Origin of the sequence: Paenibacillus sp. FSL P2-0173 (assembly GCF_038008045.1) — a bacterium.
Taxonomy (GTDB): Bacteria; Bacillota; Bacilli; order Paenibacillales; family Paenibacillaceae; genus Paenibacillus; species Paenibacillus polymyxa_B.
Genome location: NZ_JBBOYK010000002.1, coordinates 733,548 through 745,466 on the forward strand (window position 1 = coordinate 733,548; position 11,919 = coordinate 745,466).

Here is an 11,919-nt window from a genome sequence, read left to right on the forward strand (position 1 = left end):
GCCTTAGTGACTTTTGTCAATACGGATAGATCTAAAATTGAATCGCAAACGGGTTCCGTATATGATAGCTTTATCATTGTTTAAGGGAGGCTACATTTACGTGGCAGTATTAATCAACGAGCAAATTAAAGCTGACGAAGTGGTACTCACTGGACTCGCAGGGGAGAAGCTCGGCGTTGTCTCGAAGTCAGAAGCCTTGGCTATGGCCCGATCCAAAGGGGTGGACCTGGTCTGCACCTCACTGATGAGCAGTCCACCGCCCTGTAGCTTGGTCGCAAAGGGCAAAGGAAAAGCGATTGCGCAAAAAGAAGCCGCAGCAAGCAAAACGAATGTCGGCCGAACCGCAAAAAACAGCGGCAAAGAAAAGGTCAAGGAGCTTCGCTTCACTGCTCATATTGAGGAGCATGATTACGACACGAAGCTGCGTCAGGCAGACAAACATCTGCGTTCCGGCAAACCGGTGCAGTTGGTCGTTAAAGCGTCTGGTGCAAAAGAAGCACCTGTCGCCAACGCTGTACTAGAGCGGCTACTGGTCGATCTGAAGGAAGCCGGAGTGAAGGATACTGGAATCCAGACGGGCGGCAAGGGCTCACAAGTGAAATTAAACCCTCGCTGAATGGCAAATCCGTAAATTGGACAAGTCACTTAGACCGTAGGAAATAGAGGGAGATCACTAATGGACATGAATGGACCTGTCAACATTTCTCGAAGTGAGAGACTTCAGACTTGCCACGAAATAGCTGCGAGGTTACATGAAGTATACAGAGACAAAATTCTGGCTATAGGGATCTATGGATCTGTTGCCAAAGGTACTGACGGCCCTTTCTCGGACATTGAAATGTTTTGTGTACTAAGTGAACCAAACGGCCCCGTAGAATTTAGCCATGAATGGTCGGCGGGGCCCTGGAAAGCTGAGGTGAACGTCTGTAGTTCAGACATTCTTCTTAAAATTGCCTCTACTGTTGAGGGCGATTGGCCATTGACACATGAACCCTTCTTTTCCCCACTTCGTCTGTATGATCCTAAAAACTTTTTTTCTATATTAAAGGAAGCGGCTGAATCCCCAACAAAGGAAGATTTCAGGCATGCCATCAACGAAGTGCTTGTAGGTGAAATGTACGAGTTTATAGGAAAGCTTAGAAATGTCCGTGTAAATGGCCCTCATACCTACTTGCCGTACTTGGTAATGCAGTTTGCCCAATATGGGGCTATGTTAGTTGGGTTGCACAATCAGAAGCTTTTCTCAACGGGTTCAATGGTTCTACCGGAGGCCCTGGAACTGCCGAGTCGTCCAGAAGGATTTGATCATGTAGTTAAGTTGGTGATGTCCGGAGATTTAGCTGAACCAGCGAAGATCATTTCAGCCTGTGAAGATTTCTGGAGTGGTCTTGTGAGTTGGGCAGTCGAACATGACTACCTTATTCGACCACAACGAATCCCCTTTTGATCGCAAATAAAATTTACTTTAATTGCGATTACTATAATATATCATGTTTTTGATATGCCCCATCCCCCCTTTCGTTAAGGGGGATTTTACTTTTCTTCTGGATGGATGATACTGCTTCGTTATATTTTCCCACTGTAACATGTTTAAAATTCAAACTACTTGATTTCACCCCCTACCTCCTTTATTCTCTGTATATGTAACTCTGGCTTTGCTTATCTATATCTAGTGCTCACATACTGACCTCATTCGTGTACACATGCAAAAATGTACAATTCCGGTGTACTCCATTAAAATTTTACACATAGGGCTTTATATAGATTTTATTTTTGTTAATATCCAACAACAGGGCCTTAGGCACTATGATAGATTACGTTTTAATGATATATTGATAGGTACTATAAAAGACTAATTACCCATGGCTTGGGCTGGAGGATGTATGAAAAAGGAATCAAATCAAGACGAAACCAGTTATTTATTTAATGTAGATGTATTAGTTAAAGGCCGTTCGAACGTAGAGGCCCTTCAGTTCCTGCTTAATCTCTTGAGCCAAAACGAACACATTGCGGATAGCCGGATTCAATCCGGTATTGAACTTGGGAATTTAATCGAAGCTGCACTGTATCTAAAAAAACAGTCAGCCAGTAATAACCCGTCTGACGCAGCTGCTACGCTTGCGGAAAAGTTCTCCAAAAAGAAGTCAGCCGCAGTTACGAACAAGCCGCCAGTCGTTCAAGAGATCAAACAATCCCACGTACAGCCAAAGCCTGCAACACAACAAGAACTTAGTACGTATGAATGGATCAAACGCTATATACAAGATAATACGCTTGTACGGTTAATTGTGAACCGCTATGGCGGACAGCGTAGCATCCCTTGCCGCATCCTCAATCTGGATCATGATAATAGCCTGCTGAGTGTGTATCATGTAGATGAGAAGCAAGTGTACTCCTTTAAAATGAATGAGATCGATGAAATTACATCGTAAATGTAAATACTTCATAAAAAAACGAAGCAAAAAAAAAGAGAACGGGCAGGAAAAACATGACGTCTTTCTTGCCCTTTCTCTTTTTTTTGCATTATCCGAAAAGAACTCTAATCCTCTTTCTTCAGGCCCATGGCAGCCCATGCCAACAATATCCATCCTGCAATAAAGCATACGCCTCCTAAGGGGGTGATAGCCCCCAGCACACGGATTCCGGTCAAACTTAGTACATACAAGCTGCCGGAAAACAAAATGATACCCGTTAATAACAGACGCGCTGCCCATCTCAAACGGTTGGAAGAACCCCACTGTCCAGCAGCCAACGCAATGATCAGCAAACCGACAGCGTGAATCATATGATATTTCACACCTGTTTCATACACGGCCAAAGCATCCGCGTCGATCCGGGCTTTCACAATATGTGCCCCGAACGCTCCAATGGCTACCGCCAACATCATCATTATAGATCCCATAAATATCCATTTTCGTTGCATGTTTGTGTACTCCTTTTCATCTCATCCTTTTAACCGAATGTTCTTCTTATTTTATCGAAACCGTATGAAGTTTACCAGCCAGCGTGTGTGAACAGACCACATACAGAATTGGATGATTAGACCCTGTCTTTTGAAGGGTAATGTATAGGGTGGCTTGCTTTTTTGTTTATTTTGTGGAAAATTAGTACCTGTTCGGACTATGTTCAAGGAGTTGAAAAAATGAGTTACCAAGATCCTAATTTGCAAAAGCCTGCTGCGCCTGAGGAGCACCCTGTTTTTTCAGAAACTCCTGTGTTCCAGCCTCCGGTCAAGCTCAAACATTCCGGTCCCGGAATTGCTTCTTTTATTATGTCGCTTGTCAGCCTGATCGGATATATTATTCTGGCTATTATGGTTATTAATCTGCTGGCTCATTTCGGCCAATACCAAACGATGAACCCGGAAGTCGCTCTGCAGCAAACCGGAACGGTACTGCTTCCTTTTATTTTTTTAGGCAGCCTGTTGCTGAATTGTAGCGGACTTGTGGTCGGTATCATTGGAATTGCGTTAAAAAACCGTAAGAAAACCTTTGCTATTACAGGCTTAATCATTAATGCACTTATTATTGTGGGCTTTATTGCACTTCTTGCCATCGGTCTTTCCGTTCCGAATAGCACAGCGGATATCTATCCTTCCTCCGTGCAATCTTTATAATTTTTCCGCATCACACAGAGAGGATTCAATGTATGAACAAAATTAAAATTTTTGCCGACAGTACCAGTGATATTCCTGCTCACTGGCGTCAACAGTACGAGATTAGTATTGTGCCATTGTATACAGTATTTGGTGATGAAGCATTGCAGGATGGTGTGAACATTCACCCAGAACAATTATTTCAACGTGTAAGCCGCGAGGGACATTTACCGCGTACCGCCGCACCTTCTCCGTCGGATTTTATTCAAGCCTTTGCGCCCTACATAGAACAAGGGGACGACATTTTATATATCAGTCTGTCTTCCGAGCTATCATCGACGTACCAGAATGCGCTACTCGCTGCCTCCGAATTTCCGGAAGGTCGCATTACGGTTTTTGATTCCTTGAATTTGTCGTGCGGCTTTGGCCTGCTTGTGATGAAAGCTGCTCGTGCGGCAACCAACGGCAATACGATAGAGCAGATTGTAGACATGTTGACAAAAACCAGGCCGTTAATAGACACGGAATTTGTCATTGATACACTTGAATACCTGTATAAAGGCGGAAGATGCTCAGGCATGCAAAACCTGATTGGCAGTCTGCTCAAAATTCGTCCGGTGATCAAAGTGATTGACGGAAAAATGACGCCTGCCTACAAAGTCCGCGGCAAACGTGAAAAAGCACTGGATCAGATGCTGCAAAACGCTCTGAATCAACGAGATCAGATGGATAACGATATCATTATTGTCGTGCACGCTTTGGCCGAGGAAGATGCGCTGATGTTGCAAGCTCGCTTGAAAGAAGAAACGAACGCACAAGAGGTACTGCTAACTACAGCAGGCTGTGTCATTTCCAGTCATTGTGGTCCACAGACTATCGGTATTATGTATGCCAAAAAAGCATAGTTTATCCAATATCAAACCCGTTGCCGCATAGGTAGCGGGTTTTTTGGTGTTTTTCCAGCAATTTAGCAATGAATAACTTTCCTCTTTTTGATAGTATTATTCGTCGAGTAACGATATATGAATCTACAATCTATCATAAAAAAGAAGGTTATTTGGTATGAGTTCCAAACGATCACGTTGGTTAACCAGGCTCACCCTTTCAGCAACTGCAGCCATCACAACATTCACTTCATACTTAGCTGCTCCAGCAGCAGCATCATCCGGCGCTACGTTCCAAGATATTGCACACAGCTATGCCTATCAGTCTATTATTTCCCTGCACGCTAAAGGAATTTTGAACGGTACACAACCTGGTTACTTCTCTCCTAAAAAGGCTGTTACCAGAGCCGAATGGGTTACCGCACTGGACCGTACACTCGGTCTGGAGCCTGTACAAGCAGCCGTTTCCTCCTACCGAGATGTTGCCAAAAAGACGTGGTACTATGGATGGATTGAAGCGGCTTCTCAACTCAATATCGTTCAGGGGGGAACGTCTGCCACATTCCAACCTAATAGTCCTATAACCCGTCAAGAAGCGGCCTTGATGATCGCACGTCTCATCCGTTCTTCGGGCGGATCAGGAAATGCTACTTCCTCCTTCACAGATACTGGGGAAATTGCAGATTGGGCTCTTGATGCGGTAACCACCGTAAATCGTTACGGCTTTATGAAAGGTGAAAGTAACTATTTTCGTCCAGCATCCTCTCTAACCCGCGAAGAAACAGCGGCATTGCTGGAGCGTCTGCTAACGTATTCAACAAAGCATGCTAACCAAACTGCTTCCACGGCTTCTTCCATCCGACTAGGCTGGCAATATGATCAAACCGTTCAGCAGTTTGAAAATACGGTGCTCCAATCCAACATCAACACCCTGTCACCACGTTGGTTTTTTCTAAATGAAACAGGTAGTATAAGCGACTATACTAATTCGTCGCTGCTCACCTGGGCCAAACAGCATCATAAAAATATCTGGGCTATGGTAGGCAACCGTTCCAATCTGGTGCTGACGCACCAAATTCTATCCAGTGAGGTTCTACGGAATAAAACTATAACTCAGCTTGCCAATGCCGTATCTGTATACGGTTTGAACGGACTTGTCATTGATTTTGAAAATGTAGATGGTCAGGATCGTGCCAATTTAACATTGTTCGTCCAACAATTAAAAGCTAAGTTGAAGAGTCAGAATACGGTACTGGCGATTTGTGTATCTCCTGATTATGGAACGGACTGGACTGCCGCCTTTGATTATAAACAGCTTGGCGCTGCGGCAGACTATCTGATCCTGATGGGATATGACGAGCATTGGGGAGGTAGCTCGATCCCCGGCTCTGTGTCCTCATTGCCATGGCTCCGTGAAAGCGTACGGCGTTTTGTACAAACCACCTATCCGGAGAAAGCGATCTTGGCGTTGCCATTATTTACACGGAACTGGACGCTTAACGCTAGCGGACATTCAATCGCTTCCTCTGATATATCACTAGATCAGCAAAACCAGCTAGTATCCCGTTCCGTCTCCAAACCAATCTGGAATGAGGATATTCAGCAGTATACCGTGTCTTACAAAGACACACAGCTTCATAAGCTGTGGCTTGAGGAAGGACGATCCTTCACTCGTAAGTATCGCTTGGGGCAGGATGCTGGGTTTGCTGGCTTCGCCTACTGGTATCCGGGCGGAGCCAGCTCTGATCTGTGGTCCAGTGTAAAAAACGCAGACCGATTTATACAGCGTGGTTTATAAAATACAAAGCCTTCAACCTCACGTGAAAAGTGAAGTTGAAGGCTTTTGGCATACAACTTATCACCAGCCTATGACCGATATGCTACTTTCCCGTTTACAACTGTCATTCGTACCCTCACGTCAAGTAAAGCTTGCGGGCTTTCCGATACATCACGGTCAATGACTGTAAAGTCAGCGGCTTTCCCTTCAGCTATCGCCCCTCTTTCATCAGCTTCCCCGGCTGCTACTGCGCTTCCCGTGGTAAACAGACGAATGGCTTCATGTACATCCAGCTTTTCAGCGGGAAGATAGCCCTCATGTATTTCTTCGGGCTTGGCGCGAGTCACTGCCGCATGAATACCAAGAAAAGGGTTTAACGGCTCAATCGGCGCGTCACTACCTCCAGCACATGGAATGCCTGCTTCCAGCAGCTTTTTCCAGGCATATAAATATTCAGTCCGTTCTTTCCCCACACGATCCAGTACCCAAGGGAAGTCACTTGCGACAAAACGGGGCTGGATGTCCGCAATCAGCGGCAGCTTCGCCATTCTCTTGATCAAATCCCTCCTAAGCACCTGTCCATGGATCAGGCGATCTGGCAAACCGCTTTCCTCCGTGAGCACATGGGCCTCCATCGCTGTCAAAATCATGTGCGCTGCCCCATCCCCTATAGCATGTACAGCCACTGGAAAGCCTGCGGCCCTGGCAGCTGCCACCATCTGATTCAGCTCTGGCTGCGGTTGAATCGCCATTCCGCGGGTATGTGGAGCATCACTATAAGGTTCTGACAATAATGCCGTTCTTCCACCAATAGCGCCATCGGCAAACATTTTAATCGCACCGATTTTAAACCACTCATTTCCGGTACCTGCACGCAGCCCTTGCACTTGCGCTTCTTCCATAAAGGGATGATAGATGAGCTGGTGTGTGCGAAAAGCAAGACCTTCTTCCCTCAGCTCCCTGTAAATTCGCTGCATCGTCTCCACGCTGCCCAAAAAACGTAAATCTTCCGTGTGCGCAGCAGTTAGACCAAGCCGTAGCGCATCCAGGCAAGCCCGCCGAATCGTATCCTTCTTAACCGAATAATCCGGCTCTGGCTGCACGCTAGTAAAGGCAAAGGATGCTTCCTCATAAATCAATCCGTTCAACCGTCCATGTGCGTCTCGTCCATAGGCTCCAGAAGCCGGGTCAGGGGTGTCCTCGCTAATACCCGCACGCCGAAATGCCTCTGAATTGGCCAAGAACGTATGAAAGCACGTACGAGTGAGATATACCGGATGCTGATCTGTAATGGCATCCAGCTCGGCTATACCCGGAATTTCAACAGGAATAAACGCATTTTCATTCCAGTTAAGTCCTAAAATCCACTCTCCCGGCGGTGTTACAGCGACCCGTTTGCGCAGCATAGCCAGCATCTCTTCCTTGGAGGTAGCTGATGTTAAATCCAGCATAGCCAGCTTCATACCATGCATAGACAAATGCATATGTGAATCGGTTAAGCCTGGCAGTACATAGGCGTCTTCCCAATCCACAGTTTCATATTCCTTACCGGTCAACTGCAATTCAAGCTCCCGAGCATATCCGATGGCTTGTATCCGACCCTGCTGTACAACGATGGAGTCTCCTTTGGAAGCCCAATCCCCATGCAACCGGCCGTGCTTGAACAAAACGAATGTCAACGCCACTCATCTCCTTTTTTCAACTATACGCATATCCACTTCATATTACGCCTGTGTTGCCACTTCCAAGCGTAGTGTATTTATATCTATCTGCTGCACCTGCTGGGCAAATTGGTCATGAGCTGCACAGACAGCCATTTTATAATCCTGATCCAACTCATACTGCTTAAAATGACAATACTCGGTGGTAAAGCCCTCTGTCGTGAAGCCTATGAACGGTTGTGCCTTCAGTTCGAATGAAAAAGACTTCAACGGTAGAGTTAGTCCCTGCCCCTCGGCCTTCACAAAGCTTTCTTTAAGCGTCCATAGATCGTAAAAATAGGACAATCGGTTGTCTGCGTCCTGACGCATTAACGCATCATACTCTTTGTCCGAAAAGCACACTCTGCCTACCTCAAAATCAATAGGACGGAGCTGTTCAATGTCGATTCCAAGCGGGTGATCATCAATAGCGCACACCACCCATTTTCCCGAGTGAGAAACATTAAAATGGAATGCGGGTGCATTTATCAAGGAAGGCTTACCGAACGCATTGTATGTAAATTGAAGACTGGCATTAGATACCTTCAATTGCCGGCAGACCAACCATCTTAGCAGCACATCGGCATATAAGCCCCTCAAAGCATCTTCCCGATGTAAAAAACGATCTAACTTGTGCTGCTTTTCCAGCGAAACCCGATTTACCAGTAATTCGTAATGCTCCTCAGCTTCCGGCTTGCTCGTATCAATCGCGTATATTTTCATGGTTGCCTCCTGTATATCTAATGAATATCAGCCAGTTTGTAACACTCACCGTTCGATTGAAGTCTGTTAGATATGGATGGCGTGTGCCGTGTACATGGTCAATATACTACTCTAGCACTTTCAATTCAATATGGATACAATTGGGATAAGCATCTCTATTAAAACTACTTCATAGAGCCTATTAATGAAAGCGCTTTAAAATAACGCATACAGAGGAGGACGAAACAATGAAATATGATTTTGCCCGCTTGCTGTGTATTATGCTCTCTATTTTGCTGACGTTGAGCATTTTTCAGATGTTTTCACCTAAGATCGCTTCAGCCGCTTCAGCGAATGTTGTGAATGGCATTCAGTTTAAAGATACAGATGGAAACGTGGTCCATGCCCATGGGGGTGGTATGATTAAAGTAGACGGTTACTATTATTGGTTTGGTGAAAATCGTAATCCCAACGGCACGTTCAAGGCGGTATCCGCCTACCGTTCCTCTGATTTAAAAAACTGGGAGTTTCGTAAAAACGTACTAACCAGCAGCTCCGCTGTAGAGCTGAATGTTTCGAATATTGAACGTCCGAAAGTGATTTACAATGAAAAAACACGTAAATACGTATTATGGATGCATAAGGAGAATGGGGTTAATTACAACGAGGCCCGAGTGGCTGTCGCTTCTTCCGATACCGTGGACGGCGATTACACGTATCAGGGCAGCTTCCGTCCTCTGGATCACGATTCGCGCGATATGACCGTATACAACGATAACGGTACAGCTTACCTCATTTCGGCTACCCGGGTAAACGCGGATCTGAACATCTATCGTCTGACACCGGATTTTCTGCAAGTTGAATCGCTGGTGACTACACTTTGGCCAGGACAATATCGTGAAGCTCCGGCGATGTTCAAAAAAGGAGACGTCTACTTCCTGATTACATCCGGGGCAACCGGCTGGAATCCCAATCAAGCCAAGTATGCTACCGCATCCAGCATTGAAGGAACCTGGAGTAATACGATAAACTTCGGGGACGGTACGACATATGGTTCACAGTCGGCTTACGTGATTCCTGTTGAAGGTGCCCAGACAACTTCATACCTGTATTTGGGCGACCGTTGGGCGGGTGCGTGGAGCGGTCCTGTGCAGGATTCTCAATATGTATGGCTGCCACTGCGTTTTCCAACAGCGACTTCATTAGCCATGGATTGGTTCGACAGCATTAATATTGACACCGCCAGTGGTGTGGTCGAGGGGATAACAACGCCAATTGCCATTGATCCGGATGCCTATTATCAGCTAGTGAATCGCAAGAGCAATAAGCCACTAAGCATTATTGGCAATGCAACGACGGACGGCGCAGACCTGGAGCAGCGTGCAAATTCCGGAGCTGCAAACCAGCAATGGCAGCTCAAGGATGCAGGCAGCGGATATTATAAAATTGTGAACCGCAACAGCGGAAAGCTAATTGGTGTTGAAAGCGGTACCACAACAGACGGTACAGTTATTGAGCAGTGGAGTGACGGAGGCTGGTCCAGTCAGCATTGGCAATTAGTATCCGTAACCGGTGGTTATTACAAGCTGAAAAATCGGGCAACCGGCAAGCTGATCGATATTTCTGAAGGCGCCACCGCCGATGGAGCCAAAGCCATTCAATGGGGCGATAATGGTGGGACGAATCAGCATTTCCGTGTAGTTAAAGTAGAATAGCTCAAGTTATTTTCAAAAGGAGCCGTATTCCGAGCAGACATGGTGACTGCTAACGGAAAAGACGGCTCCTTTTTACGTAAAACGATGAAATTGATAATCTCTAGTACGTTACAATTCCCACGGATAATCTGTTGTCAAAAAACTAGCCAACTGTTTGCTTTCTTCCCTCCGCTGACGCCGTATGGCTGCGCGTGATGGAGCCGTCTGGTGCAATTGTAACTGCTCTTCTGTTTCTGGAATCACCTGCGGGACAGTCACCTTACGGTTGTTCTCGTCCAATGCCACAAAGGTCAGAAAGGCGGTGGCTGCGATTTTTCGGTCACCAGTCATCAGTCCTTCACGAATTACCTTTACGAACACCTCCATCGAGCTACGGCCTGTCCAGGTTACGAACGCTTCTAGCGTGACAGAATCACTCGGATGGATAGGTAGCAAAAAATCCACCGAATCCGTAGAGGCTGTAACTGTGTTCGTACGACACAGCTTAGCAGCTGCAATAGATGCGATATCGTCGATATACGACATTAATCGGCCGCCGAAGAGCGTGTTATGATTGTTGATATCGTTGGGAAATACTCGGGACGTCTTGAAGCAGTAGGTTTCTCGGATGTACTTGCTTTCCATGGATTCTTTCCTCTCTTTTCCTCGTTGCTCTCTTTTTATATCTCAGGATTTTGCAAAATCATGATGTGGAAGCCTGTTTTAGACTATGCTAATCATCCCACTAATCCGCATAATAAATCAATACATAAAAATCGGCATCCTCATCCGAATCATTCCGGTAGGTATGTATGTCAGATACTTGAAATTGCACGGCATCCCCTGCACTCAGCTTGAGCTGTTGCCCCTGCATTTCAAAGTACATTTCCCCACGGATCATGAGAATCGTTTCCTCTCCCAAATGCTTCTCTGCCTGGTGTGTAAAGCCTGGCTTCAGACTTACCGTGAACACCTCAAACTTCTTTTCAGCGTGATACGGGAATACAGGGTAAACAAAATAGTTACCGTCCTCATCAATAACCGGATGCAGGTCTTCCCTCCGAATCTTCGTGATTTGCGGCGGATCTTGTTTGAGAAAGGTGGAGAAGGATACATGCAAACCGTTCGCAATTTTCCAAAGGGTTGTTACCGTAGGATTGGATTTCCCCTTCTCAATCTGAGCCAGCATCCCTTTGCTGACCCCTGTCAGTTCAGCCACCTTATCCAAACTTAATCCTCTAGTCTTCCTGATTTGAGCCAAATTAGAGCCAATAATATGCTGCATTGAATCCACGGACGATGCCTCCTTGTATCCAAAAGTCTATATAAGAAGAATACACAAAAGACTGTGTGTTCGCTATATATAGACTGTATCGTAAAATATCATTTATCTTTTGCAATTTTGGATGCATGACTTATTATCCACAGTAAATTAAGTGTAGCCGATCAAGGTAATACAAAGCTTAAACGGGAAGTAGACATGCTACAATTTACTGTAATTGTAATATGGTCAGGTTCCTCGCTTACTTCAACATGCAATAAAAACATTTGACATTGAATATAAATG

General features: G+C 45.7%; 12 protein-coding genes. 7 read left to right on the forward strand and 5 right to left on the reverse strand.

The genetic code is table 11. The features are described 5' to 3' along the window. The first annotated feature begins 100 nt into the window (after positions 1-100). The 3 genes from infC (at position 101) to MKX30_RS13655 (ending at position 2,432) form a co-directional block, all read left to right on the forward strand. The gene (gene infC / locus MKX30_RS13645; RefSeq protein ID WP_341062905.1) at positions 101-616 is read left to right on the forward strand and encodes a translation initiation factor IF-3; all 516 of its coding nucleotides are present in this window, start codon (positions 101-103) and stop codon (positions 614-616) included. 60 nt (positions 617-676) lie between these two features. Continuing rightward, the gene (locus MKX30_RS13650; protein WP_023987854.1) at positions 677-1,447 is read left to right on the forward strand and encodes an ANT(4')-I family aminoglycoside nucleotidyltransferase; all 771 of its coding nucleotides are present in this window, start codon (positions 677-679) and stop codon (positions 1,445-1,447) included. Positions 1,448-1,883: 436 nt separating this feature from the next. Then, entirely contained in the window at positions 1,884-2,432 is a 549-nt protein-coding gene (locus MKX30_RS13655) for a hypothetical protein (RefSeq protein WP_023987852.1), read from the forward strand. A 107-nt stretch (positions 2,433-2,539) separates the two neighbouring features. Here MKX30_RS13655 and MKX30_RS13660 read toward each other — a convergent pair whose 3' ends face one another. Further along, a complete protein-coding gene (locus MKX30_RS13660) occupies positions 2,540-2,923 on the reverse strand; it encodes a DUF423 domain-containing protein (protein WP_340981450.1) in 384 nt (127 codons plus the stop codon). Between the two features lie 219 nt (positions 2,924-3,142). On the opposite strand from MKX30_RS13660, the gene MKX30_RS13665 reads away from it, so the two are divergent. The 3 genes from MKX30_RS13665 to MKX30_RS13675 all read left to right on the forward strand — a co-directional run bounded on the left by MKX30_RS13665 (position 3,143) and on the right by MKX30_RS13675 (position 6,277). Continuing rightward, complete coding sequence (locus MKX30_RS13665; RefSeq protein WP_053325059.1) at positions 3,143-3,616, forward strand: hypothetical protein; 474 nt, start codon at positions 3,143-3,145, stop codon at positions 3,614-3,616. 32 nt (positions 3,617-3,648) lie between these two features. After that, positions 3,649-4,500, forward strand: a complete 852-nt coding sequence (locus tag MKX30_RS13670) for a DegV family protein (protein ID WP_068940141.1) — start codon at positions 3,649-3,651, stop codon at positions 4,498-4,500. A gap of 157 nt (positions 4,501-4,657) precedes the next feature. Further along, entirely contained in the window at positions 4,658-6,277 is a 1,620-nt protein-coding gene (locus tag MKX30_RS13675; RefSeq protein ID WP_341062906.1) for an S-layer homology domain-containing protein, read from the forward strand. Between the two features lie 68 nt (positions 6,278-6,345). Here MKX30_RS13675 and MKX30_RS13680 read toward each other — a convergent pair whose 3' ends face one another. Further along, positions 6,346-7,935, reverse strand: coding sequence for an amidohydrolase (locus MKX30_RS13680; RefSeq protein ID WP_341062907.1), 1,590 nt, complete (start codon positions 7,933-7,935; stop codon positions 6,346-6,348). 45 nt (positions 7,936-7,980) lie between these two features. Next, complete coding sequence (locus MKX30_RS13685; RefSeq protein WP_028542930.1) at positions 7,981-8,679, reverse strand: 4'-phosphopantetheinyl transferase family protein; 699 nt, start codon at positions 8,677-8,679, stop codon at positions 7,981-7,983. A 227-nt stretch (positions 8,680-8,906) separates the two neighbouring features. Between MKX30_RS13685 and MKX30_RS13690 the strand changes: the two genes are divergently transcribed. Next, positions 8,907-10,373 (forward strand): RICIN domain-containing protein, encoded by a 1,467-nt coding sequence (locus MKX30_RS13690; protein WP_025723966.1) that lies wholly within the window; start codon positions 8,907-8,909, stop codon positions 10,371-10,373. Between the two features lie 108 nt (positions 10,374-10,481). Here MKX30_RS13690 and MKX30_RS13695 read toward each other — a convergent pair whose 3' ends face one another. Further along, positions 10,482-10,997, reverse strand: a complete 516-nt coding sequence (locus MKX30_RS13695) for an acyl-CoA thioesterase (RefSeq protein WP_013309488.1) — start codon at positions 10,995-10,997, stop codon at positions 10,482-10,484. 100 nt (positions 10,998-11,097) lie between these two features. After that, positions 11,098-11,646, reverse strand: coding sequence for a helix-turn-helix domain-containing protein (locus tag MKX30_RS13700; RefSeq protein WP_341062908.1), 549 nt, complete (start codon positions 11,644-11,646; stop codon positions 11,098-11,100). Positions 11,647-11,919: the final 273 nt, after the last annotated feature.